19 protein-coding genes are annotated in these 25,647 nt (G+C 65.1%); 13 read left to right on the top strand and 6 right to left on the bottom strand.

Annotated features, from left to right (window positions below; all coding sequences use genetic code 11):
• Positions 1–22: 22 nt before the first annotated feature.
• Together C6W92_RS14455 and C6W92_RS14460 are read right to left on the bottom strand one after the other, a co-directional pair.
• Positions 23–1,753, bottom strand: a complete 1,731-nt coding sequence (locus tag C6W92_RS14455) for a hydantoinase B/oxoprolinase family protein (RefSeq protein WP_129434400.1) — start codon at positions 1,751–1,753, stop codon at positions 23–25.
• Entirely contained in the window at positions 1,750–3,825 is a 2,076-nt protein-coding gene (locus C6W92_RS14460; RefSeq protein ID WP_164989246.1) for a hydantoinase/oxoprolinase family protein, read from the bottom strand. Before C6W92_RS14460 ends, C6W92_RS14455 begins: the two co-directional genes overlap by 4 nt.
• Positions 3,826–3,962: 137 nt before the next feature.
• Between C6W92_RS14460 and C6W92_RS14465 the strand changes: the two genes are divergently transcribed.
• The 6 genes from C6W92_RS14465 to C6W92_RS14490 all read left to right on the top strand — a co-directional run bounded on the left by C6W92_RS14465 (position 3,963) and on the right by C6W92_RS14490 (position 10,526).
• Entirely contained in the window at positions 3,963–4,649 is a 687-nt protein-coding gene (locus C6W92_RS14465; protein ID WP_164989247.1) for a TetR/AcrR family transcriptional regulator, read from the top strand.
• A 162-nt stretch (positions 4,650–4,811) separates the two neighbouring features.
• Complete coding sequence (gene tcuA / locus C6W92_RS14470) at positions 4,812–6,299, top strand: FAD-dependent tricarballylate dehydrogenase TcuA (protein WP_241691172.1); 1,488 nt, start codon at positions 4,812–4,814, stop codon at positions 6,297–6,299.
• 193 nt (positions 6,300–6,492) lie between these two features.
• The gene (gene dctP / locus C6W92_RS14475; protein WP_129434404.1) at positions 6,493–7,575 is read left to right on the top strand and encodes a TRAP transporter substrate-binding protein DctP; all 1,083 of its coding nucleotides are present in this window, start codon (positions 6,493–6,495) and stop codon (positions 7,573–7,575) included.
• 244 nt (positions 7,576–7,819) lie between these two features.
• Positions 7,820–8,254, top strand: a complete 435-nt coding sequence (locus tag C6W92_RS14480; protein WP_129434405.1) for a TRAP transporter small permease — start codon at positions 7,820–7,822, stop codon at positions 8,252–8,254.
• A gap of 71 nt (positions 8,255–8,325) precedes the next feature.
• Positions 8,326–9,627, top strand: a complete 1,302-nt coding sequence (locus C6W92_RS14485; RefSeq protein ID WP_129434406.1) for a TRAP transporter large permease — start codon at positions 8,326–8,328, stop codon at positions 9,625–9,627.
• A gap of 215 nt (positions 9,628–9,842) precedes the next feature.
• The gene (locus C6W92_RS14490) at positions 9,843–10,526 is read left to right on the top strand and encodes a GntR family transcriptional regulator (RefSeq protein WP_104018530.1); all 684 of its coding nucleotides are present in this window, start codon (positions 9,843–9,845) and stop codon (positions 10,524–10,526) included.
• Positions 10,527–10,543: 17 nt separating this feature from the next.
• Here C6W92_RS14490 and C6W92_RS14495 read toward each other — a convergent pair whose 3' ends face one another.
• The 3 genes from C6W92_RS14495 to C6W92_RS14505 are packed head-to-tail and all read right to left on the bottom strand — an operon-like array spanning position 10,544 to position 15,986.
• The gene (locus C6W92_RS14495) at positions 10,544–12,205 is read right to left on the bottom strand and encodes a class I adenylate-forming enzyme family protein (RefSeq protein ID WP_129434407.1); all 1,662 of its coding nucleotides are present in this window, start codon (positions 12,203–12,205) and stop codon (positions 10,544–10,546) included.
• Complete coding sequence (locus C6W92_RS14500; RefSeq protein ID WP_164989248.1) at positions 12,205–13,881, bottom strand: hydantoinase B/oxoprolinase family protein; 1,677 nt, start codon at positions 13,879–13,881, stop codon at positions 12,205–12,207. The genes C6W92_RS14495 and C6W92_RS14500 overlap by 1 nt, the downstream gene beginning before the upstream one ends.
• Before the next feature lie 2 nt (positions 13,882–13,883).
• On the bottom strand, positions 13,884–15,986 hold the full coding sequence (locus C6W92_RS14505; RefSeq protein ID WP_129434409.1) for a hydantoinase/oxoprolinase family protein: 2,103 nt from the start codon (positions 15,984–15,986) through the stop codon (positions 13,884–13,886).
• A 247-nt stretch (positions 15,987–16,233) separates the two neighbouring features.
• Between C6W92_RS14505 and C6W92_RS14510 the strand changes: the two genes are divergently transcribed.
• From C6W92_RS14510 to C6W92_RS14520, 3 genes are read left to right on the top strand one after another with little or no spacing between them, the layout of a single operon-like run.
• Entirely contained in the window at positions 16,234–17,466 is a 1,233-nt protein-coding gene (locus C6W92_RS14510; RefSeq protein WP_206735543.1) for an NADH:flavin oxidoreductase/NADH oxidase, read from the top strand.
• Between the two features lie 28 nt (positions 17,467–17,494).
• Positions 17,495–18,919, top strand: coding sequence for an aldehyde dehydrogenase family protein (locus tag C6W92_RS14515; protein WP_129434410.1), 1,425 nt, complete (start codon positions 17,495–17,497; stop codon positions 18,917–18,919).
• 10 nt (positions 18,920–18,929) lie between these two features.
• Positions 18,930–19,868 carry a LysR family transcriptional regulator gene (locus C6W92_RS14520; RefSeq protein WP_129434412.1) on the top strand — a complete coding sequence of 313 codons (939 nt, stop codon included), beginning with the start codon at positions 18,930–18,932 and terminating at the stop codon, positions 19,866–19,868.
• Here C6W92_RS14520 and C6W92_RS14525 read toward each other — a convergent pair.
• A complete protein-coding gene (locus C6W92_RS14525) occupies positions 19,865–20,782 on the bottom strand; it encodes a helix-turn-helix transcriptional regulator (RefSeq protein WP_129434414.1) in 918 nt (305 codons plus the stop codon). The two genes, C6W92_RS14520 and C6W92_RS14525, sit on opposite strands and share 4 nt — an antisense overlap.
• 176 nt (positions 20,783–20,958) lie before the next feature.
• Between C6W92_RS14525 and C6W92_RS14530 the strand changes: the two genes are divergently transcribed.
• From C6W92_RS14530 to C6W92_RS14545, 4 genes are all read left to right on the top strand, one after another.
• Positions 20,959–22,245 (top strand): amidase, encoded by a 1,287-nt coding sequence (locus C6W92_RS14530; RefSeq protein ID WP_129434416.1) that lies wholly within the window; start codon positions 20,959–20,961, stop codon positions 22,243–22,245.
• A gap of 96 nt (positions 22,246–22,341) precedes the next feature.
• A complete protein-coding gene (locus tag C6W92_RS14535) occupies positions 22,342–24,009 on the top strand; it encodes a class I adenylate-forming enzyme family protein (RefSeq protein WP_206735544.1) in 1,668 nt (555 codons plus the stop codon).
• 12 nt (positions 24,010–24,021) lie between these two features.
• Complete coding sequence (locus C6W92_RS14540; RefSeq protein WP_129434418.1) at positions 24,022–24,459, top strand: PaaI family thioesterase; 438 nt, start codon at positions 24,022–24,024, stop codon at positions 24,457–24,459.
• The gene (locus C6W92_RS14545; RefSeq protein WP_129434420.1) at positions 24,456–25,442 is read left to right on the top strand and encodes an NADPH:quinone oxidoreductase family protein; all 987 of its coding nucleotides are present in this window, start codon (positions 24,456–24,458) and stop codon (positions 25,440–25,442) included. The genes C6W92_RS14540 and C6W92_RS14545 overlap by 4 nt, the downstream gene beginning before the upstream one ends.
• Positions 25,443–25,647 lie beyond the last annotated feature (205 nt).

Raw genomic sequence — 25,647 nt, forward strand, 5'->3', positions numbered from 1 at the left:
GCCTTTTCTGTCCGGAGCGCTGTCAGAGCGTGTCCGGCGTGATGCCGTAGGTCTCACGGGCGCTGTTGTGCGATACGTAGTCTTCGCGCAGGTCGCGGCGGATCGCGGCGGGGTCGCGCTCGGCTACAGGCCCGTAGCCGCCGCCGCCGGGGGCGATCACGTCCACGATCCAGCCCGGTTCGAGCGTCACCGATTGCTTGCTGTTGAGTGGGGTCTCGCGGCCCTCGGGGTCGATCACGCGGACCTGTGCCGGGGCCGCGTCTTCGCCGCCGCAGACGCCGAAGGGCGGTGATATCGTGCGCTCGAAACAGACGGTCGCTTCGGCCCGTCCGTCGAGCACCCGCCAGCTTCGCCGCACTCCGAGGCCGCCGCGGAACCGGCCCGGGCCGCCACTGTCGTCAACGATCTCGTAGCGCTCGACCCGGAGCGGAAAGCTAAGCTCGACGATCTCGACCGGCGTGTTCATGGTGTTGGCGATGCCCGCGCAGATCGCGGTGATGCCGTCCTTGCCGGGGCGCGCGCCCATACCGCCCTTGACCACCTCGTAGCTGACATAGCCGCGCGCGTTTCTCGGGTCGGTGCCGCCGAAGGTGACGACGCCGGAGGTGCCTTGCGAGCAGGCCATGACGTTTCCGGGCCAGAAGGCGGCTGCGGCGCCAAAGACCATGTCGCAGACGCGGTGCGACATCTCGGTATTGGCATAGACCACCGGCGAGGGGTAGCGCGCGTTGACGACGCTGTCCTCGGGGGCGTCGATGCTGATCGCGCGCCATGCCCCGGAATTGGGGGGGATGAGATCGTCGGGGTCGATGATCATCTTGAGCGCGCAATAAACCCCGGACGCTGTGACGGCGAGGGGCGCGTTGATCGGGCCCGCGACCGCGGGCGACGAGCCGTCGAAATCCACCCTGATATCCTGCCCGGATTTTTGCAGCCGCATGCGGATGGGGATGGTCGCGTCGGTGGTCTCGCCGTTCTCGAGGATGCCGTCACCATCGAGCCAGTCCTCGAACACGGCGTCGCCATCGGGCAGGTCGGCGAGGCGCATCCGCATGAGCTGTTCCGAGTAGTCGAGGACATCCTCCATCACGGCGATCAGCAGGTCGGTGCCGTAGCGCCCAGCGAGCGCCGAAAGGCGGGTGCAGGCGCGGGCGTTGGCGGCCACCTGGGCGTTGAGATCGCCCATGCGCTCGTCGGGCGTGCGCACGTTCGCGGTGATGATGGAGTGGATGTCGCGCTGTGGCTGGCCCTTGGAATAGAGCCGCACCGGCGGCAGCCGCAGCCCCTCGCCGAAGATGCTGGTCACGGTGCCGTAGCTTCCCGGCGTGTCGCCGCCGATATCGGGCCAATGCGCCCGCAGGCAGGCAAAGCCCAGCAACCGCCCGTCATGGAAGGCGGGGGTGACGACGTTGACGTCGGGCAGGTGGGTGCCGCCCTGGTAGGGGTCGTTGTGGATGAATATGTCGCCGTCGTGGATATCGCCGTCGAAGGCGCGGGCGACGGCCATGACGGCGACCGGCATGGAGCCGAGATGGACCGGCAGATCCGGGCCTTGTGCCACCATGCGCCCGGCGGCGTCGAAAATGCCGCAGGAATAATCGCCCGCCACCTTGAGCACCGGGGAAAAGGCGGTCTTGGCGAGGACGATCTTCATTTCCTCGGTCGCCTTGAGCAGGCTGTTGCGGATGATCGTGAAGGTCGCGGGATCGGCGCCCGATGTCATGGCGGGCCCCTGGGGGGATTGGTCGGTCATGTTCTGCGCTCCATGCAAATGCAGCCACGATCATCGTTGCGGGCGATCCAGCCCGGCGGAACGACGATGGTGCTGTCGTAGGATTCGATCACAGCCGGGCCGGTGAGCGTCTCGTCCGGTTGCATCCGGGCGCGGTCGTGGATGGCGCAATCGACCTCGCCGGTCCGCTCGAACCAGACCGTGCGGCGGCCCTTGAGGCTGTTGCCTCCGGTGGTGCCGTCCTGGCGAAGCTCCAGCGGCGGAAGCGCGCCGGTCACGGTGAGCCGGAGGGTCATCAGGTGAACCGGCTCGTCGGGGTTGTGATGTCCGTAGGTCTGGCGGTGGACATCGTGAAACGCTCGGGCGAGCGCATCGAGCCCGTCGCGCGTGGCCTCGGTGCCGTCGTAGGGCACGGTCAGTTCGTAGGCCTGCCGGGAATAGCGCAGCCCGGCGCTGCGCGCGACCGACCAGCGGCTTGTGTCGATGCCGGTCTGTTCCAGCATGGCGCGGCCGTCGGTCTCCATCTCCTGCCAGATCGCCTCGGCCTCTGACGGGTCGAGGGTGGCGAGATCGGCATAGAGCGTCTGGGCGTAGTCGCGCCGGATATCGCTGCCGACGAGGCCGAGCGCCGAGAACCCGCCCGGGACCGGCGGGATGATCACCTCGGGCATGTCGAGTTCCTCGGCGAGGGCGGCGGCGTGCAGCGGGCCCGCGCCGCCAAAGGCGATGAGGCCGAACTGTCGCGGATCGTGGCCGCGCTCGACCGACACGATGCGCAGCGCCTCGGCCATCGAGTGGTTGACGATGCGCAGGATGGCCGCCGCCGCCTCGCGCGGGGTCTGGCCGAGAGGGGTGGCGATCCGATCGGTCAGCGCGCGGATGCTGGCCTCTTTGTCGATATCCATCTGCCCGCCCAGTAGCGACGCCGCGTCGAGATAGCCCAGCACCAGGTTGGCATCCGTGACCGTGGGTTGATCGCCGCCGCGCCCGTAGCAGGCGGGGCCGGGGGTGGCGCCCGCGCTGTGCGGGCCGACCTGCAAGGCCCCCGCGCGGTCGAGCCAGGCGATGCTGCCGCCCCCGGCGCTGACCTCGGCGAGGTCGACCACCGGCACGCGGATCGCGTGGCCGGTGCCGTGCAGCCAGCGGTTCTGGTTGCCGCTGCCGCCGACCTCGTATTCGGCGGTCGTCTCGACCTTGCCGTCGAGGATCAGGCAGGCCTTGGCGGTGGTGCCGCCCATGTCGAAGGAGAGCAGCGTGTCGCGTCCGGTCTGACGCCCCATGAGGCGGGCCGCCATGACACCGGCGGCGGGCCCCGATTCGACGATGGCGGCGGGCATGCGCAGCGCCTCGGGCACGTCGACCACGCCGCCCGCCGAGCCCATGACGCGCAGTTTCGGCAGGCCGAGCGCTTGCGTTGCCTCCTGCAGGCCGTGGAGGTAGGAGTGCAGCAGCGGGCCGACATAGGCGCAGACCGCCGTGGTGCTGGTACGTTCAAACTCCTGCACCTCGGGGAGGATATCGCAGGAGAGATACACCTTGAGATGGGGCAGGGCGGCGCGGATCATGGCCCCCAGCGCGCGCTCGTGCGAATCGTTGAGGAACGAGAAGAGCAGCGTGATGGCGACCGCCTCGACATCCATCGCGCGCAACTGCTCGATGATGCGTTCGGCGTCGGCACTGTCCAGCGCGGTGACTACCTCGCCCCGGGCCGATATCCGTTCGTTCACCTCGAGCCTGCGGTGGCGCGGGATAAGGACCGAGGGAGGATCCTGGAAAAGATCGTAGAGGTCGGCCCGGGCCGAGCGGCGCAGTTCCAGCACATCCCGGAAGCCCCGCGTTGTGACGAGCGCGGCGCGCGCGCCCTTTTCCTCGAGCAGGGCGTTGGTGACAACGGTGGTGGCGTGCGACAGTAGGCTGACCTCGGAGGGCACGACCTGCTGGTCGCGCAACGCGTCGCGCAGCCCCTCCATGACGCCGCGGCTGAAATCGTCCTGGGTGGTCGCGGTCTTTGCGAGCCCGATGGCCGATCCGCCTTCGTCGATCACGGCGACGTCGGTGAATGTTCCTCCGATGTCCACGCCAATCCGCCACATATGTCCGCCTCCCCACTGGATTCCCGCTATGAGTATCGGCATAATTCGAACGTTCGTTCAAGAGCTAAGTTTGCGACCTTGCTGATGCGGGACCGGGGCCGCATAGTCGCCTGGAGGAAAACGGAATGACGGCTGACATGACCCGGAAATTGCCAGGAAACGATCGCCCTGCGTCCGCCGAGGACGAGGCGCCCGCCTATACGGAAAGTGCGCGGGCCATCCTCGACGCCGCGGAGCGGCTTTTTTCGACCAAGGGATTTTCGGCGGTCTCGATGCGCGAGATTGCCGCCGCATCGGGGCGGCATCTTGCCTCGGCGAACTATTATTTCGGATCTAAGGTCGGGCTGTTCGAAGCTGCCTTCCTGCGAAGGATCGTGCCGGTGAACGCCCGGCGGCTCGACCTCCTGGAGCGCTACCGGGCTGCCGGGCGGGCCGATCTCGAAGATGTCATGGACGCCTATCTGCAACCGCTCTTCGATCCCGACGAGCCCGACCCGGCGCAGGCGGCGCGGATGATCATGCTGTTTTCCAAGCAGCTTTTGTCCAATCCCGGAGAGCATGAGTATCTTCAGGAATATTACGACGAGGTGGCGCGGGCGTTTATTGCGGCGATTCAGGCGGCGCGTCCGGGGCTGACGCCCACTGCCGTCGTCTGGGGCTACAACTACATGATCGGCATTCTCGTTTTTACGCTGGCCGGGCAGGAGAATCTCGCGCGCATCCCGGCGGGTACCGCTGAATTGGTGCATGCCGACAGCTGCCCGCAAGAAACCATCGCACGGCTCAAGCGCTTTATCTGCGCGGGTATCGATTCTCTCGGCTGAGCGACCAATCACACGGGATTCTCAGGATTGCATCGCCCGTTGGTGCCGCCGCGCCGGGGCGTTTCGCCTGTCCTTAGCGATGGCGGCCGATTGCGTGCTTGATTCATGAATGCGCTTGTGTACACTTGTATCCAATAATTGATGGTGCGGAGGAGAAGCGCTTTGGTCGAGTGGGATGTCATCGTTGTAGGCGCGGGAAATGCGGCCTTTTGTGCGGCGCTTGCCGCGTCGGAATCCGGTGCGCGGGTTTTGATGCTGGAGCGCGCGCCGAAAGAGGAGAATGGCGGAAATTCCCGCTTCACGGCCGGGGCCATCCGCTTTGCCTATGATGGGGTGGATGACCTTCGGGCGATCATGCCGGACCTGACCGATGAAGAGGTCGCGATGACCGATTTCGGCACCTATACGGAATCGCAGTTCTTCGATGACATGTTCCGGGTGACCGAGTTTCGCTCGGACCCGGACCTGTGCGAGGCGCTGGTGCGGCAGTCTCAGGGCACGATGTGTTGGATGCACGGGCTGGGGATCCGATTCGTGCCGATCTACGGGCGGCAGGCGTTCAAGATCGACGGCAAGTTCAAGTTCTGGGGTGGGCTGACCGTCGAGACATGGGGTGGCGGGCCCGGGCTGGTGGACCGGCTCACGGAGATCGCCACCAAGCGCGGGATCGAGATCAGGTACAACGCGCGGGTGGTGTCGCTGGTGCATGACGGGCACGCGGTCCAAGGCGTCAAGGTCAAGACCAGGACGGCCATCGAGGAGGTCCACGCCAAGACCGTCATCTTGGCTTGTGGCGGCTTCGAGTCGAATGCCGAGTGGCGTACGCGCTATCTCGGCCCCGGCTGGGAGCTCGCGCGGACGCGGGGCTCGCGATTCAATACCGGTGACGGGTTGCGGATCGCGCTGGATATCGGTGCGTCGCCCGCGGGCAACTGGTCGGGTTGCCATGCCGTTGGCTGGGACCGCAACGCCCCAGAGTTCGGTGATTTGGCGGTGGGGGATGGTTTCCAGAAACACTCCTACCCGTTCGGTATCATGGTCAACGCGACCGGGCGGCGGTTTGTCGACGAGGGGGCGGATTTCCGCAACTACACCTATGCGAAATACGGGCGGGTGATCCTGGAGCAGCCGAACCAGTTCGCCTGGCAGATATTCGATCAGAAAGTCCTTCACACCTTGCGCGACGAATACAGGATCAAGCAGGTGTCAAAGGTGACCGCGCCGACGCTGGAAGAACTGGCGGAGAAGCTGGAAGGGGTGAATGCGGCGAATTTCCTCGACGAGGTCCGCCGCTACAACGAGGCGGTGAACACGGATATCCCGTTCAATGCCAACGTCAAGGACGGGCGGTCGACCGTCGGGCTGGAGATACCCAAATCCAACTGGGCCAACACCATCGACGAGGGTCCTTTCGAAGCCTACCAGGTGGGCTGTGGGATCACGTTCACCTTTGGCGGACTACGGATAGATCCGCAGACGGCGCAAGTGCTTGATGTCGATCTCGAGCCGATTCCGGGGCTTTACACGGCGGGCGAGATGGTCGGGGGGCTGTTCTATTTCAACTATCCTGGAGGGACCGGCCTCATGTCGGGCGCGGTGTTCGGGAAGATGGCTGGGACTGCTGCCGCCGCTGCGGTGAACGAGAAATGACGGGCCGAACGGCATGCCGTTGCCTCGGCTGCCGGGACAGCGCAGGCCGGTGAAGGCGAAGGAGAAAGGAGAGAAGTCGCCAGTGGCCGTGCGTGGAATGCAAAGAACAAAAATGATGAGGTCGAGCCGTGATCTCAAGTGACAGCGCGAATGGCGGTCTACCGCCGCGCATCAGCAATAGGGAGACGATGAAATGAAGGAACTTACAACAACCTGGCTGGCATCCGCCGTTCTGGCGATGGGCGTAGCCACGACCCCTGCCTTGGCGCAGACGGAGCATCTGCGCGGGGCGCATATTTTCCCCGAAGCCTTTGTCCAGAGTGGCCAGAACCTAGAGGAATGGGCCAGCCGTGTCGCCGAGCGCAGCGACGGGCGCGTGACCTACGACATCATCCATGGCGGCGCGCTGCTGAGTCTGGGCGACCATGTCGACGGTATATCGGCCGGTCTGGTGGACTTCACCAGCTTCTACCCGATCTATTTCCCTGGCGAGTTCCAGATCGAGGGGGCTTTGACCAACATCATCGACATCTGGTCAGACGAGGTGCCCGACCTGGAGGGTGTCGCGCTTATCCATGCGCAGCTCCATTCGGAGTTTCCCGAATTCCAGGAGGAATACGCCAACCGCAACATGCGCATGATGCTGCCCTTGCCGGCGGACCCCTACGTCATCATCTGCAACCGGGAGGTTACATCCATTGATGACCTCCAGGGGCTGAAGATGCGGACCTTCGGGCGGTATTTCCCGATCCTGCAAGAGGCGCTCGGGGTGGAGCCCATCGTCGTGCCGGGCTCCGAGGCCTATCAGGCGCTGGCCACCGGACTTGTGGATTGTGTCTATTCGACGCCTGACTGGCTGCACGCAAATTCTCTGCACGAGGTCGCGCCGCACATCCTGATCCCCGGGACGGAAAAGGCGCGGCCGCAGCTCTTCGCCACCTCGGTCGTGGCCATGAACACCAACAGCTTCGCGGCGCTGCCCGAGGATATCCAGCAGATAATGGAGGAAGTCTCGCTCGAGATGACCGGCTTCATCGGGCAGGCCATGGAAGGCGTCTACGAGGCGGGAATCGAGAACCTTCTGCGTGACGGTGAGGGAACGATCAACTACATGAGCGAAGCGGATATGAAGCGCTGGGCTGCGAACACGCCCAATCAGCTTGACCGCGCCGCCGCCGATCTCAACGAGGCGGGCTATCCGGGTGACGCGATCATCAGCCGGTACCGCGAGCTTTCGGCGGCCTACGTCGCTGGTGAGTGGCCAAAAGACGAGTGACGGGGCGGCGTTCGCCAAGGAACGGCAGGGCGCTACGCCCTGTCGTTTTCTTCGCCACCTCTGCTGGCCGGCGCGCATTGGGTGCGAAATTTGCAAGCATTCGCGCCACCGCTGGATACAGAGGAGTTGCGGATCATCCGGTTCCGCAGCAGTCTGATGTCACCGTCGTTTCGTGTCCGTAACAGAGGTCATTGCCGTGCAGAGACTGGACCATTTTGTAAACCGGATATCCCTCGCGCTGGCTGTGCTCGCCGGGACCGCGCTGGTCGCCATCGCAGTCATCATCATGCTCGAGGTCACGATGCGCGCGTTGAGCATCCCGCTAATCGGCGCAAGCGAGGTCGTGCGCGTGACGTTCGTGGCGAGCGTCTACCTCGCTTTCGCGCATCTCATTACGCAGGATCGCGAGATTCGGGTCGATGTGCTGCGGGGATTTTTCCCGGCGCCAGTCGAGCGGTTGATCGAAGTTTTGGCCAGCCTGGTGACGCTCGCCTTCTTTGCGATGATTTTCTGGTTCAGCGTCGAGCGGCTCCAGGACAACTGGGCGCGGGGCGTCTACCTGGAGGGACGTCTGCTGATCCCGATGTGGATCCCGTGGGGGACGATCATGATCGGAACATTGATGTCGGTGGTCGCGGCGGCGCTCGCGATCATACGGAAACTGGCGCACCGGGTTTGAGAACGTGAACTGAATTCCGCCTTTGATCGAGACCGGACGAACGAAGGCAGACGCAGGCAAGGAACGGTAAGATGGATCAGGGGACGGTCGTAGCGTTGGTGATGTGTGTCGGCGGCCTGTTGCTGTTCATTGGCGTGCCGGTGGGGCCGTTGCTCGCGTTTTCCGCTATGGCCGGGCTTTATCTCATCATTGGCAGCCTGCATGCAGCGACGAGCCTGATGCTGGTCGCCGGCTTCGATGTGGCGTCGTCGATCACCTATGTGGTGATCCCGATGTTCATCCTGATGGGCGCGATCGCCTCGCATACGGGCATCGTGGGCGAGCTGTTCGACGCGGCCTACAAGGCGGTGGGGCGGTTCGCCGGGGGTCTTGCCGTCGCCGCCTGTCTGGCGTCGGCGGCGTTCGGTGCGGTCACCGGATCAAGCATTTCCTCAGCCTCGGCGATGACCAAGGTGGCCCTGCCCGAAATGCAGCGATACGGGTATTCCATCCGGTTGAGCACCGGCATCATCGCGGTCTCGGGCACGCTGGCGATGATGCTGCCGCCCAGTCTCATCATGGTTTTCTATGGCATCGTCGCGGAGCAATCCATCGGCAAGCTGCTACTCGCGGGCATCCTGCCCGGGCTTTTGTCGGCGCTGGTCTTCTCCGCCGTCATCCTCGTACGGGCGCGGATCAACCCCTCCATCGCGCCGCCGGGCCCGCGCTTTCCCCTGCGGGAGGTGGCGTCCTCCTCGGTCCGGGCGAGCCCGTTCATCCTGGTGTTGGTGGTGTTGGTGGGGGGTATCCTGCTCGGCATCTGGACCCCGACCGAAGCCTCGGCGGCGGGTGTCGTCGTGGTGACGATCATCGGCTTTGCCAAGCGCAAGCTGACGATGAGTCGCTTCTTCGGGGCGAGCATTGACGCCGTCGTGACCTCAGCGGCAGTGCTTTTGCTGGTGATTGGCAGCATCCTTTTCGGAAAGTTCCTCGCGCTCAGCGGCGTCACCACAAATTTGACGCAGATGATAAAGGCGGCGGAGCTGACATCGTTCCAGCTCTTTATCACCTTGCTGCTGTTCTATATCGCGCTCGGGACCTTTCTGGAGGGGATCAGCATTCTGGCGCTGACCGTTCCGATCGTCCTGCCCATCGTGTTGACCACCGGGTGGGACCCGATCTGGTTCGGCGTGATCCTCGTCAAGCTTATCGAGATCGGAGCCGTAACGCCACCTGTGGGCCTCAACCTCTATGCCGTCAAGAGCGTCGCGCCGGAGGTAAAAACGAGCGATATCTTCAAGGGCTCCGTCCAATTCTGGATCGCCGATATCGGAGTGCTGTTCGTGCTGTTTTTCATTCCCGAAATCGCGTTGCTGCTGCCGTCCTTCCTGTAGCGCGGGCTGGGAGTGCTGGGGACGCCGGGCATGTGTGACATGCTACGGTTGTGGTCCCGCGCGACGGTGGTGTATTGTTGTAAGGGAGGGATCGTTTTGTATTAGGGATGGTTTTTCGGCCGATAACTCATGATAATGCGTCGGCAAACGGTTCCGGTGACACAGGAGGGGTCATGCATTGTGGGATTTAGAAATGGTCAAACTAGGTTTAACACATGCGTGACGGTGAGGACATCGCGCGAGCATCTCCCATCCAACCGGATGCGTCCACGTCGCTGGGCACGTCGGTCTACAACGAATTGCGCCAGCGGCTTGTGGATGGACGCCTGAAGCCGGGTCAGCGACTTCGGGAAATCGAGTTGTCGGACATGCTGGGAGTTAGCCGCACGCCGGTGCGCGAGGCGATCAAGCGGCTGGAGAGCGAGGGGTTTGCGGTCTATGCCTCGCGGCGCGGGTCGATCATATCGGAACTGACGCCCGAGCAGGCGGCCGAGCTTTATGCCGTGCGCGAGATATTGGAGGGATCGGCCGCCAAATTCGCCGCCCGCTATGCCAGCGAGTCGGAGATACAGGTGCTGGAGCATCTGCTGGAAAAGCACCGTGATGCAGGCGAGGACCCCGAAACCCTGTCGCAGATCAACCGGCAGTTTCATCACATGATGTACCGGACCGCACACAACCGGTACCTGCTGGGGCTGCTGAGCACGGCGCAGGATTACATGCTCCTGCTGCACAAGACGACCTATCACGCGCCGGGCCGCGCCGAGACCGCGCTGGAGGAACACCGCCGGATCGTCAAGGCGATCAAGGCGCGCGACCACGACGCCGCCGAGGCCGCCGCCCGCGAGCATATTCGCGTGGCGCAGCGCATTCGTATGCAGTTGCAATTCGGGATGTAGCCGCCGGGCAGCTGGTCTCAGTCCCCGGACCATTTCACCGGGGTAGGCACGAGACGGCCTGCGGTCACCTCTGACGTCAGGCTGCGCTTCAGGATCTTGCCGCTCGCCGTCATTGGAAACCGGCTCATGTCGAGATGGTATTCGGGCATCTGCGATTTGGGTAGGCCGTGTTCGGCGAGATGCGCGAGCAGGTCCTGCGGTGAGGGAGGCGTGGTCCCGGGGCGTGGGATCACGGCGAGGCACATGCGCTCGCCCAGGCGGTCGTCGGGTACCGGGAAGGCCGCCGCCTTCCACACTGCGCGGTGCCGCATTGCAAGCTCTTCGGCGCGGGCGGGGTGGATGTTCTTGCCGCCGCGGATGACCATGTCCTTCTTGCGCCCGGTGACGTGCACGTTGCCGCTGGCGTCTATCATACCGAGATCGCCGGTCATGAACCAGCCTGCCGCGTTGAGCGCCTGTTCGGTCATCGCCTGGTCGTCGAAGTAGCCCAGCATCTGGCTCGCGCCGCGCACGCCAAGCTCGCCCGCGCTGCCCTCGGGGAGGGGGCAGTCGGGGTCTTCGCTGTCGAACACGGCCAGTTCCATGCCCGCGCAACAGTGCCCGCAGGTGGTGGTGACCACGTCGATCGGGTCATCGGCGCGGGTGTAGAGAAACGAGCAGTTCTCGGTCATGCCATAGCAGTTCTGAACGCGGATGCCGCGGTCGAGTAGCGCCTCGGCGAGGCGCATCGGCACTGGTGCGCCGGCAAGCTGGAACACGCGGGCCTTGCCCAGCGGCTCGCCGGGGGCGAGCTGTTCCACGAGGTCGAGCCCATGGGTGGGCACGCCCACGAGATAGGTCGCGCCGGTCGCGGTCACGCGGTCGAGTGCGCGCCTGGCATCGAGCGGGCCGTGAAGCACCAGCCGCCCGCCACAGCTCAGTGTTACAGCGAGGCTGACGGTGCCCATGTTGTGGCTCATCGGGCTGAACGTGTAGACCACCGTCCGGGTATCAAAGCCGAAATCCGCGACGATGGCGCGGCCGTTGGAAAGCAGCGTGTTATCGCTGTGCAGGACACCCTTGGGGCGCGAGGTGGTGCCAGAGGTGAACGCCAGGTAACTGATGCGATCGGGATCGCCCGCAGGTGTCGTAGCGCAGGAGCGGGGCGAGACCGCGCCGCCGAAACGCAGCATGTCTGGCCCCGCGTCCAAGACCAGTTGATCGAGCGACAGGACTAGGCGCATGGAGGGCAGGCGCTTGGCCTCGGCTATGAAATCCCGGCCCTCGGGAACCTGCCCGTATCCTCGCTCCACCACAAGGGCGCGGGCACTTGTGCGGTCGAGAATGTCGAGGATATCGTCCGCGTTGTGATCTCGGTGCAGCGAAGGAACGCAGACGCAGCCCATACGCGAGGTGGCCAGGAGGGTGACCACCGATTCCATCCGGCTCGGTGCCCAGACCGCTACGCGGTCGCCGGGCCGAAGCTCGGCCTCGCCAAGCGTCGCGGTCAGCCCATCGACCCACGCGATCAGGTCGCCATAGCTGAACGTCCCGGCGCTGTCCTCGAGTGCCAAGGCATTCGGTTGCGCCCGAGCCCAGTGGCAGAGGCGGTCGTACATCGTCCAGTGCTGCCAGTGTCCGTCTGTGTGGAATTTCCGTGCGGCGGAGACATCCTGCAAGGACAGCAGCCGCGCGGACATCACTCGTCGGTCTCCGGCATATGGCCATAGGCCGCGTGCGCGCCCTCCGGGGTGATATACCCCTCGCGCAGGTCCTTCTCGATACTCTCGCGGGCGCGTCTTTCGGGCGGGCCGTATCCGCCGGCACCGGCCAGCCGGAAGCTGAGCACATCGCCCGGTTCCAGTTCGCGCACCTCCTTGGAGCCGAGATCCTGCTCTTGTCCGTCGCGCATGAGCACCGTGCGCGATAGCGCGCCGGGTTGGCCGCCGAGGAGACCGTAGGGCGGGAACTTGTGCCTGTCGGCCAGAAGCGTAACAACAGCCGCATCGCGGATTTCTACGTCCTTTCGCAGACCGCAGCCGCCGCGGAACTGGCCCGCGCCACCGGTATCAGGCAGGTATTCCAGCCTGCGTATCAGGATGGGGTTGTTGGTCTCGTGAACCTCCACCGGGATGTTGGCGCAGTTCATCACCGGGGCCATACCCTCTTCGCCGTCATGGCCTGCGCGCCCACCATAGCCGCCGAACATGAGGTCATACATCACCCACCGGCTCTTCGACTTGTGGTTACTGCCGATATTGGGGTTGCACCAATGGGTGAACGCGCCGCGCGTCTTGTCTGGGACGGCCTTGGACATGGCGCCGTTGACAGCGTCGAAGATACGCACTTGTACGGAGGCCCGGCCTCCACTGGCGGCCGGGAATGTCGCGTTGAAGAAACTGCCCTCGCGAGCGATCACCTTGACCACCCGCTCGACCCCGGCATTCTGCGGCACGTCGAATTCGGAGATGATGCGGATCGCGAACATGCCATAGGCGCGAGTGTAGTTGATGTAGCAATTCAGCGCGGCGGGAACCTGATCGCTGCTGCGCGAGAAATCTATCGTGACGGTGTCGCCCGAGATCGTGATGTCGACGCACACCTCCACCGGCGGGCTGCCCGGTCCGTAATCGTCTAGCTTGTCGTCGAAGCTGTAGACACCATCAGGCAGTGCGCCGATCAGTTCGCGCGCGCGCGCCTCGGAACGGTCGAGGATGGTCTCGACGATGTTGTCCATCATCTCGACGCCGACATCTGCGAACAGTTCCTCCGCGCGCTTGCAACCAACATAGTTCGCGTTCTGCTGCGCCTTGAGATCACCCAGCACCTTGTCGGGCAGGCGGACGTTGCCGAGGATGATCCGGACGATGTCATCATCGAGTTGCCAGTTGCGACCGATCCTGACCGGCAGGACGCGGATGCCTTCCTGATAGGCCTCGCTCACGCCCTGCACGGCCTGCGAGCCGGGGAACGCGCCGCCGACATCGACGTGATGCGCGGTATTGACCACGTAGCCGATCAACCGCCCCTCAAGGAAGATCGGAGTCATCATGAAGAAATCCGGGAAGTGGCTGCCGCCGAGAAACGAGTCGTTGGTGCAGATCGTATCGCCTTCGCGCAGCGTTTCGGGCGGGAACTGCTTGACCAAGTGCCCCACCACGTAGGGCATCGCCCCGAGATGGCCGGGGGTAAAATTGCCTTGGGCCATCAGCCGACCATGGCGGTCGAAAAGCCCGGTCGAGAAATCCTCGCCCTCGCGGACCGCCTCGGAAAAGGCCGTGCGGCGCAGCGCCCCGCCCATCTCGTCGGTGATGGAGATCAACTTGTTCCAGACGACAGTAAGGGTGACGGGATCGACGTCTTTCGTGGCCTGCATGGTCATCGCGTTCCCTCCAGATTGATTTCAATCATCAGGTGCCCGGTCTCGGTGAGGTGGGCGGTGTCGCCGGGGAGTACGACGGTGGTCGATTCGCGCTCCTCGATCAGGGCGGGGCCGGAGAATGTCTCGCCGGGGCGCATAAGGTAGCGGTCGATGACCTGCGCCTCGACATAGTTGCCGGGCGGGCCTCCGGCCTCGGGGAAACAGGCCTTGCGCGTGCCCTTGAGCGCCGGTTCAGACACGTTCACGTTGCTGGCCATGCGTCCAAGGGAGGCCGGTGTCGCCTGCGGGATCACCGCCATCAGGTGCCAGTCGATCCCGTCGATCGGGGCTGTGGAGTCGACATAGCCGTAATTCGCGCGATAGGCGTCCTCGAACGCGGCCTTGGCCGCCGCGACGAAGCCCTCGTCGATCTCGCCATCCGGCAGATCGACGCGCAGTTCGTAGCCCTGCCCGCGATACCGCATAGAGCAGCCGCGCCGCCAGACGATGCCGCTGCCGTCGCCGGTGACATGGCGCAGTTCGTCGTCGAGCCGCTGGCGCAGGTGGTCGAACACCTCGCGGATCGGGCTGATCTGTGACGCGTCCAGCGGCAGGACCCGGGTCAGGCTGTTGTCGAGTTTCTTGTCCGCCGTCAGCAGGCCGAGCGCGGAGCCGACACCGGCGCCGTAGGGGATCATCACTCGCGGCACGCCGAGGGCGCGCGCCAGCCGTGTGGCGTGCAGCGGACCGGCCCCGCCGAAGGCGATCAGCACATGCTTGCGCGGGTCGCGGCCGCGCTCGACCGAGACAACGCGCATCGCGCGTTCCATATTGCTGTTGGCCACGGAATGCACGCCCCAGGCGGCTTCGGGCGTGCTGAGGCCGAGGGGGGCGGCGATCTGCTCGGAGATGCCGCTTTCGGCCGCCGTGAGATCGAGCGACATGAGTCCGCCGTTGAAATAGTTCGGGTCGAGATAGCCGAGTGCGAGATTGGCATCGGTGATCGTTGCCCGGGTGCCTCCGCCGCCGTAGCAAATCGGCCCCGGCACCGCCCCGGCGCTGGCCGGGCCGACGCGGATCAGCCCCATGCCGGTCTCGGCGATGCTGCCCCCGCCGGCACCGATTTCCAGAAGCTCGATGGCGGTGATGTTGAGGGGCAGACCGCTGCCCTTGCGGAACTTGATCGTGTCGACCTCGAAGGTCGGCACGATGGAGGGTTCGCCGAAATCAATCGCCCCCAGCTTGGCCGTGGTGCCGCCCATGTCGAAGGTCAACAGGTGATCCAGCCCTTCCTCGCGCCCGAGTTGCGCGCACATGAGCACCCCCGCGGCGGGCCCGGATTCGACTATGCGGATCGGGAAGGCGCGGGCGATGGAGGGTGACACGAGGCCACCGTTCGACTGCATGATCTGAAATTCGGCGGAGAGCCCCTCGGAATGCACAGCCCCCTCCAGTCGTTCAAGGTAGCGGTGGACGATGGGCTGCACATAGGCGTTGGCCGAGGTCGTCGTGACGCGCTCGTATTCGCGATACTTCGGCGAGACATCGCAAGACAGCGAAACCTGCGCGTCGGGGCAGAGCTGGGCGAGCCGGGCACCGGCATCGCGTTCGTGGGCGGCGTTGGCGTAGGAATGCAGGAACATGACCGCGATGGCCTTGTATCCGGCGTCCCGGATTTGCTCTGCGATACGGTTCATCTCTTCGGTGTCGAGTGCGGTGTTGACGCTGCCATCTGCCTCGATGCGCTCAGTTACCTCGAAGATGTCGGAGCGCGACAGCAACGGTTTCTGCTTGCCCAGGTTCATGTCGTTGGTGTCGGGACGTTTCTGGCGCCCAAGCAGCGCGATGTCGCGGAAGCCGCGCGTCGTGACCAGCGCCGTTCGCGCGCCCTTGCGTTCGAGGATCGCATTGGTCGCCACGGTGGTGGCGTGCAGGATCGCGGAGATGTCGCCAGGCACGATTCCGCCATCAGCCAGCATGTCGCGCAAGGCGGTGACCACCGCATCGGCGGGCGCGCCGGTGGAGGAGGGGACCTTCCACAGCCGCAAGGAATGATCGCGCGTATCCTCGAGGACGAAATCGGTGAATGTCCCGCCGATGTCGAAAGCCAGTCTGTACATACGTTACACCCTTTGCCCAATTTGCGTCATGTAGATGCGGCACGCCCGATCGCGCGCGATCGCGCCGGGCGGTCGCCAGGGAAATGCACCCGGTTGGGTTATCGTGATATAATCAGGCGAAGGCGCTTGTGTATACAAAAAAATGCAATAGAATGCATCGAGCCGCGCAGGGCCGAGGTTTTCGTTCTAGTGCGCTGAAAAAAAACAAAGTTACGTACGCTTCCCGATGGTGACGCCGCGGGCAGCCATGATGGATGTGAGAGAATTGACCGGAACGGATCGCATCGAGGAGACCCCGGGCTGCCTGCTGTTCGCGCCGCTGCGGCTGCGGTCCGTGACGCTGCGCAATCGCATCATGGCGTCGCCGATGTGCCAGTACGCGTCCGATGATGGGATGCCGCAGGACTGGCATCTCGCGCATCTGGGGCGGTTGGCGATCGGGGGATCGGCTCTGGTCTTTCACGAGGAGACCGCGGTCGAGGCGCGCGGGCGCAAGACCCATCACTGCGCGGGACTTTGGCGAGATGACCAGATCCCGGCCTTTGCCCGCATCGCCGACCTGATCCGTCAGTGCGGTGCCGTTCCCGCGATCCAGCTTGGCCATGCCGGGGCGAAGGCCTCGGCGCATGGCGCGATGCGCGACTGGGCCAAGCTGCGGCCCGAGGATGCCGCCGACGGGCTGCCGCCCTGGCCCGCCATTTCGCCCAGCGGGATCGCAACGAGCCGGGACGGCCCGGACCCCGACGCCCTTGATGCAACCGGGATCGAAAGCGTGATTTGCGCTTGGGGCGCGGCGGCTGCGCGCGCGGCGCGGGCGGGGTTCGAAGTGCTCGAAATCCACAGCGCGCATGGCTACCTGATCCAGCAGTTTCTGAGCGAGGTGACCAACCGGCGCACGGATGACTGGGGCGGGACGCGCGAGAACCGGATGCGGTTCGCGCTCGCCGTGACGCACGAGGTGCGGCGCAACTGGCCCGCGCACCTGCCGCTTTTCTTCCGGGTGTCGGCGGTGGACGGCAAGGGCGGGCTGTGGGATCTCGACGACACCGTCGCGCTCGCGGCAGAGCTTCGCACGCTTGGCGTCGATATGGTGGATTGCTCGTCGGGCGGGCTGTCGGGCACATCGGCGATGCCGATCGTGCCGCGCGTGCCCGGCTATCATCTTCCGTTCGCGCGAGCGGTGCGCGAAAGGGCGGGTATCGCTACGGTGGGCGTCGGCCTGATCCGCGAGCCCGCACAGGCCGAGGCCGCGCTGCGCGACGGCAGCGCCGATATCGTCGCCCTTGCGCGTGAACTGATGTATCATGCAGATTGGCCGGTTCATGCGGCGCAGGCGCTGGGAGAGCCCGATCCATTCGCACTGTTTCCAGAACCGTTCGCCTTTCGTCTGCGGCGGCGCGAGGAGGTGGCGGACTATGCCTGCAACAAGCCCGCGGACGCGCTGCCCTCCGATGTTGTTTCCAAGATCGAGTCAACCTGAATGGACCAGAGCCCCGAGGAGTGATCCAATGCAAGACGGCAGCCTTTTCATCGCGGGAGAATGGACAGCCTGCGCGACCACCCAACCGGTGCTGGACAAGTATACGGGGAGCGAGATCGGTCTTGTCGGTATCGCCGAGCCGGTGCAGGTCGATGCGGCGGTCGCGGCGGCGCGGGAGGCATTCGTCCACAGGCCGTTGTCGCCCTATCGCCGCTACGAGGTGCTGATGCGGGCCGCCGCCGGTCTGGAGCGGCGGCGCGACGAGGTGCTGCGCGCGCTGAGTGGCGAGACCGGCTTTACCATGACCGACGCACGCAACGATTTCGGCCGGTCGATGCAGACGCTCTACCAATCCGCCGAGGAGGCCAAGCGCATCGTCGGCGAGATGATCCCGATCCAGGGAGCGCCCGGGCAGTCGGACGAGCGGCTCGCCTTTACCTTGCGGCTGCCGATAGGGGTGGTGTGCGCGATCACGCCGTTCAATTCACCGCTCAATACCGTGTTGCACAAGATCGCGCCGGCCATCGCCGCGGGCAATGCCGTGGTGCTTAAGCCCGCGACCTACACGCCGCTCTGCGCCGTCATCCTGTGCGAGATATTCGAGGAGGCGGGCCTGCCGGCGGGCCTGCTCAACATGGTCATCGGCGGCGGTGGCACCGTCGGGCAGCAGTTGCTGGAGCATGAGGGCATCGACTATTACACCTTTACCGGCAGCACCGAGGTAGGCCGGGTGATCCAGCAGGCGGCCGGTTTGCGGCGCACGCAGCTGGAGTTGGGCAATATCTCGTCGACGATCATCTGCGAGGATGCCGCGCTCGACGTCGCGGCCGGCAAATGCGCCAACGCGGCGTTTCGCAAGGCGGGGCAGGTCTGCACCTCCGTGCAGCGCATCTTGGTGGATGAACGGGTGGTGGACAGGTTCGCCGACCTGCTGGTCGAGGCCACCGCCGCCCTTCCGGTGGGCGACCCACGGGCCGACGATACCGTCGTCGGCCCTATGATCGACGAACGCGAGGCGGTGCGCGCCGAGGCTTGGGTCAACGAGGCCATCGCGGGCGGCGCGCGCGCGCTGACCGGGGTGCGGCGCGAGGGGCCAGTGCTCTGGCCGGTGATCCTTCGAGACGTGGGTCCGGAGATGAGCGTGGTCTGCGCCGAGGTCTTTGCGCCCATAGTATCGATGGTGCCGGTTCCGGGACTCGATGCGGCCATCGACATGGCCAATGATACGCCCTTCGGCCTCGCGGGCGGCATTTTCACCAGCGATATCACGCGCGCGCTGTCGGTCATTCGCCGACTGCGCATGGGCAATGTTCATGTCAACGACACCTCCAGCAGCCGGGTCGATCTGATGCCTTATGGCGGGTTGAAGGACAGCGGGTTCGGGCGCGAGGGGCCGCGTTTCGCGATTCACGATATGACCGAGGAACGCCTGATCACGCTGAACCCGATCTGATCGCGCGGATATGGTGCTCCCCGTCGGCCGTCTCGACCTGCTCAGCATCCGGCTCTTTGTCGCGGTGGTGGAAGAGCGCAGCATCGTCAAGGCCGCAAGCCGCGAGAACATCACCACATCGGCGGTGTCCAAGCGGATTTCGGATCTCGAAGCGAACTTGCGCACTGATCTGTTGCTGCGCCACCGTCAGGGTGTGGAAGTAACGCCCGCAGGCCACGCGCTTTTGCTGCATTGCCGCGCGATCCTGGCGCGGATCGACCAGATTTTCGCCGACATGTCCGAATTCGGAGAAGGCATGCGGGGGCTAATCCGGTTGGCCGCCAACGAAAGCGCGGCCATCGGCTATTTGCCAGGCGATATCAATCGGTTTCTGGCGCTCGCGCCCTTCGTCAAGGTCGACATGCAGGTTGCGACCAGCCCGACCGTCATCCGCATGGTTCTGGATAATGCGAGCGATATCGGAATTTTCACAGGGCAGGAGCCGACTGGCGATCTGCGCGTCGTGCATTATCGCAGCGATCGGCTTGTGGCGGTCTGTCCGGCTTCGCTGACGTTTGACTGTGAGGACGGGGCGGTGGGGTTCGAGCGTATTCTCGACCACCCCAATATCGGGTCGGAGGCCTCGGGGGCGATCGAGACGTTGATGCAGCGGGCGGCAGGGCGGCTGGGGCGCAAACTGGACACGCGGGTCCGCGTTTCAAGCTTTGACGCAGCCGCAAGACTGGTGGAGGCGGGGGTCGGCATATCCATCATGACCGAAGCGGTCGCGCGCCCGCTTGCGCGTGCGCTCGATATCGGGATCGTCCGGCTAGCCGAGCCCTGGGCGCAGCGCGAGTTGCGGATATGCCTTCGCAAGGGGGGCGAGCAGACACCGTTGCTGCAAAGGTTTCTTGAGGTGTTGCAAGACGCTCCGCCGCCGCTGGATGGAGCGCCAGTCCCGCGTGTCTAGCTTGCGTCGCGTGCCTCCACCGCCGCGATCAGGTCTCGGAGGTATCGTGCCGCCACGTCTCCCTTCAAGGCACCATCCCACATCTCGTCAATAATGGTTTCGTGCAGCCGAAGCGCCTCCTGAGTTTCGGTGATCATCGCGACGCCCAGCCGGATATTCGGTTGTTCGCCGAGGCGGAAGGGGCTGATCGACAATGTCTTTCGGTCACCGGACCGAAAGACCTGAAGTCCAGTGCGGGGCAGAGTGCCCGTCACCAACCCAATCTGCACGCCGATCGGTTCGGCCTCCATCAGGCTTGCGAAATGCTCCACTTCCTGGACCGCGAGCTCGCGCCGCTTGTCGAGTTCCGCCTCGGCAACGAGGGTGCGACCGACAAGGCCCGAGCGCAGCAGGCGTTCCATGTCGATAGCTGAAATCAGGTTGATGATCGACGGGCGGCGTTCCAGATACGCGTTCTTCCTTTCTTCGAGGATCTCCATGATCCGGTCCACGTCGCGATAGAGCCGGTCCCGGTCGTGTGTCTCTCCGGCGACGCTTTCCCGGAGCAATTCCTGCAGGAAACCGCAGAACCTGTCGGACGCGAGCAGGTAGGATATCGGCCCCGCAAGCACGATAATCCGGTCCGCCGTTTCCTCGAGTTGCCGCAGCCGCTCGAAATAGGTGACGGCGGAGGAGATGTACTCGATCTCGACCCCCAGAAGCGAGGGCAGCGACACGCCGAGAAGCTCCGCGAGGCTTAGCAGCGTCTCGATCTTGACGACCTCGCCTTTCTCGAAACGGTAGACGGCGGTGCGGGAGATTCCAATGCGCTGGCCGATCTCGTCGGCGCTGAGGCCTGAGCCGAGGCGAAACGCGCGCAGGCGCTGGCCGATCTCGTCATAGCGCAGTGTGGTGACAGGGGAAGTGTTGCTCATGGTCTTTCTATGGCCGGACGTGCTTGACGGGTGGCCTTTTCCTTCCGCGGGTGGGAACGTATCATTTATGTTCAACGTCTCGATAATGACATTTCTCACCAGTCTTTGAACATGGCGGCGGGAAGGTCAACAACCGGGCGGCATCTCGCGTGGGCCGATGCAAGGGGAGCGGAGCGATGAAACCGACACGTTACAACAACGGGCCGTTGAACGAACTGGGCGTCGTCGATATCGCTGAGGGCGTGGCCCGCAAGGTGTTTTCCGCGCAGGAGGTAGTGCAGGCCTGCTTGGAGCGTATACGGCTGCGCGAGCCCCATCTGGGCGCGTGGGTGTATCACGACGGAGCGGAGGCGCTGCGGCAGGCCGCCGGGGTTGCGGCAGGGTCGCGGCTGCCGCTTGCGGGGGTGCCCTTTGGAGCGAAGGACGTGTTTGATAGCGCCGGGATGCCCACGGAGATGGGGTCGCGGCTCTATTCCGGGCACAGGCCGCGATTTGACGCGGCCAGTGTCGCGCGGCTGCGCGGGGCGGGAGCGGTGCTGATCGGCAAGACCGCCACCGCCGAGTTCGCGGGCACCCAGCCGACCGATACGCGCAACCCGCGCGATCCAGATCGCACGCCGGGCGGCTCTTCGAGCGGATCCGCCGCGGCGGTCGCGGATTGCATGGTCCCCTTCGCGCTTGGCACGCAAACCGGTGGGTCTGTCCTCAGACCGGCGGCCTTCTGCGGGATTGTGGGTTTTAAACCCACATTCGGGTTCTATCCGGTCGCGGGGATGAAACCGGCGGCGCGCAGCTTCGACACCGTGGGCGTGCTGGCGCGCAGCATTGCGGATGTGGCGCGTATCCACGCGGCGCTGATGTCTGCGGTCCCGGCCACCGCCCGGGAGGGCGCACCGCGCCTGGGGGTGTTTAGGTCGCATCTGTGGGACACGGTCGAGACCGGGATGCGCGATGCCATGCAGGACGCGTTGGCGCGGCTGGAGCGGTGCGGGGCCGTATTGTCGGAGGTTGCCCCGCCGCCGGGATTCGAGACGATCACCGAGCAGCGGGCCATCGTGAACGCCTATGAGCGCGCGGGCGATCTGACCGCGGAGTGGCTCAAAGACGGCGCTTGCATGTCGCGCCAGAGCCGCGACGTGTGCACGCGCGGGCAGGCGATTTCCGGTGAGGACTACGTCGCGGCGCGCGAGGCCGTCGCCGCCTTTGCCGCCGCGACGGAAGGAATGTTTGCGGATATCGACGTGCTGGTGACGCCGACGGCTCCTGGTCCCGCCCTCGAGGGACATGACCATACCGGGGACCCGAGGTTGCAGGAAATCTGGACGATGCTGCACCTGCCAAGCCTGAGCCTGCCACTGAGCATGAGTGGGGCTGACCTGCCCGTCGGGCTGCAGATGGTCGGTCGCCGGTTCCGAGATCGCGACTTGCTGGGCGCAGCGCTGTGGGCGGTGGAGCGGCTTTGACATATTTTTGGAACAAGTATTGAAATTGAGACGGCGCTGTGATTGAGTTACGCTGGCGCGGGAGGGCCGGCGCAATCTTCAGGATCAGAGAGCCGAATGACCCGCGATAACGGTGCCGCAGACCAAAACATCCTGACACGTCTCGGCCCGGCGATGCTGGCGGAGCAATACGCGGCCGGGTTCTGGAGCGACGATACCCTCTATTCCCTGACCCGCGCCAATGCCGAGGCGGCGCCGGACCGGGTCGCGATCCGCGACTCGCATTGTGCGCTGAGTTATGCGGAAATGATGTATCTGGCGGACCGCATCGGCGCGGAACTGATCGCGGCGGGCCTGCGGCCCGGCGACCGGGTAGCCGCCTGGCTGTCGAACCGGGTGGAACTCGCGCCGCTGCTGCTGGCCTGCTCGGGGCAGGGGCTGGTGTTGTGTCCGTCATTGCACCGCAACCATACGGTTGCAGAGATCGCGACGCTGGCGCAGCGGATGCGGGCGCGGGTGCTCGTGACGGAGGTGGGGCATGGCGCCGATGCGGGGCAGGCAAGCATCGCCGAGGCGGTGGCGGGGCAGGCTCACCTGATCCGCCATGTCGAATTGCCCGCACCCGTCGTGCGCGGCCCCGAGGACATCAGGCGGATGCTTGCGCCGGGGGACGGGGCCCCGCCGGGCGCGGCGGGCCATGCCGACGATATCGTCTACCTTGCCTTCACCTCTGGCACGTCAGGAGAGCCCAAGGGTGTGCTGCACAGCAACAACACGCTGCTGGCCAATGCCCGCGCGCTAGCCCGGGACTGGGAATTCGACGACACATCGGTGATCTATTCGCTGAGCCCGCTGAGTCACAATCTGGGTTTCGGCGCGCTGGTGCTGTCGCTGCTGGCGGGCGGCACGATGGTGCTGCACGACGCCCCGCGCGGGGTCGGGCTGCTGGACCGCATCCGCGAGTGCGCGGTGAGCTTTCTCTTCGGGGTTCCGGCCCACGCGATGGATCTCGTGGCCGAGATCGACCGACGGGGCGCTGGTGACCTCGGGACGCTCAAGGGATTTCGCATCTCCGGTGCCGCAGTGTCGGAGGCGACGGTGGAAAAGTTGATGGCGCACGGTGTCGTGCCGCAGAGCGGCTATGGCATGACAGAGGGGTGTTCGCACCACTACACGCTGCCCGATGATCCGAAAGAGCGCATCCTGGGCAGTTCCGGCACCGCCTGCGCGGGATATGAGGTGCGGATATTCGACATCGACGATCCCGACAGGCCGCTTGCGACCGGCGAGACCGGGCATATCGGCGGGCGTGGTGCGAGCCTCATGCTAGGATATTTCGGCGACCAGGAGGCGACCGAGCGCGCGTTCAACCGGCAGGGCTGGTTCATGACTGGCGATCTTGGCGTGCTGGACGGGGACGGGTATCTGCGCGTGACGGGTCGGATCAAGGAAATCATCATTCGTGGCGGCCACAACATCCAGCCCGCGCTTATCGAGCGGCTCGCCATGCGGCATCCCGCGCTGAGCGGCGTTGCGGTGGTTCCCGTGGCCGATGACAGGCTCGGGGAGCGCGTGTGCATCGTCGTGAGCACCGACGCGGAGACCGGGATCGAGCCGGCCGACCTGCTGGCGCATCTCGCGGCGGAGGGGCTGTCGAGATACGACATGCCGGAATATTTTCTGCGCGTGCCGGAATTGCCAACCAGCGCGAATGGCAAGGTGCTCAAGCGCCACCTGGTGGCCGCCATCGCAGCCGGAGACCTGCAGCCGGTGTCTGTCAGATGAAAGGTGCCGCCCATGCCCCCACCGCCTGAACTGGCCGATCCACTTGACCTGCTGCGGGAGCAGTTGCGCCAACCCCGGCACAATCTCTGGATGGGCGCGACCGCCATTTCAGCCGACAGGGCCACGCAGACGGTCGAGACCGAATTGCGCTTCCGGCCCGAGATGAGCGGTAAGGATGGCGAGATGCTGTTTCACGGCGGCATCATCGCCTCGCTCATCGACATGGCCGGCCATGCGGCGGTCGCGGTCTGGTATGGCGGCGGCACGACGCCGACGGTGGGCTTGCAGATCGAGTATCTCGCCCCAGCCATCGGCGAGTGCCTGACCGCGCGCGGGATGCTTCGCAAGGCGGGGCGCTCGATCGCCTGCGCCGATGTCGAGGTGCGGGCCGGAGATACGCTCGTCGCGCTCGGGCGGGGACGATTCAGCACCAGGGGGCACAGGATATGAAAGCGATCGTGATACGCGAATTCGGACCGGTCGGGTCGGCGCAGGTCGAGGATATCGAGACCCCGCAACCGGGACCCGGCGAGGTTCGCGTCGAGGTAGCGCTAGCCCCGGCCAATTTCGTGGATACGCTGGTGATGCGCGGGGTCTACCAGTTCCTGCCAGAGCGCCCCTTTGTTCCGGGCAAGGGTCCGGTTGGCACCGTGAGCGCTCTTGGTGCGGATGTTGCAGACTTGCGGATCGGCGACAGGGTGCTGGCGATGGTCGAGCAGGGCGGCTATGCCGAGGTGGTCTGCGCGGCGGCAGACCAGTGCTACGCGTTACCCGATGCGATGGGCTTCGAGCAGGCGACGACGATATCGCTGGCCTATGACACGGCATGGATGGCGCTGACGGATCGTGCGGGGCTCAAGGAGGGTGAGACCGTCCTTGTGCTCGGGGCTACAGGGGCGGTCGGTCTCGCCGCGATCCAGCTGGCCAAGGCAAGGGGGGCGCGGGTGATCGCCGGTGTGGCCAGTCCCGAAAAGGCCGCGCTCGTGCAGGACGCCGGGGCCGACGCTACGGTGGACATCGCCCGCGATGACCTGCGCAACTCCCTGAGGGCGCAGGTTCATGACCTGACCGGCAAGGTGGGGGTCGACGTGGTCATCGACCCGCTGGGCGGGGATTTCTTCGACGCCGCGTTGCGCGCGCTGGCGTGGCGCGGACGTCTCGTCGTTGTGGGCTTTGCCGCCGGGCGGATACCGACGCTGCGCGCCAATTACCTCCTGCTCAAGAACATCGCGGTGACGGGCGTGCAGATCAGTGATTACCGCAAGCGCCGCCCCGATCTGATGCGGCAATGCTTTGCCGAGGTGTTCGATCTGTTCGTCGCGGGCGCGATCCGGACAACGCCGGTGCAGGTCTACGCGCTGGAGGATTACGCCCGCGCGCTGAGAGATCTGGTGGATCGCAGGGCGACGGGCCGGGTCGCGCTGCGACCGTGATGGGGCGGAGCGTGGCGTCCGCGCCGATGCCGAAATCCGTAACAGATTTCGGACCGACGTCCTTGCAAGATTAAGTGCTCAATCCCACGGTTTGATGGTGTGATCCTTTCGCAGGAATGGAAGGAAGCACTATGGGACAAGTTCGTCACGGCAGCGCCACGACCACGCACGCCGTCAGAGCTGCAATACAGCGATCGCAGGCTTC

The sequence above is a fragment of the Roseovarius sp. A46 genome (genome assembly GCF_004126395.1).
GTDB classification, from domain to species: domain Bacteria; phylum Pseudomonadota; class Alphaproteobacteria; order Rhodobacterales; family Rhodobacteraceae; genus Roseovarius; species Roseovarius nitratireducens.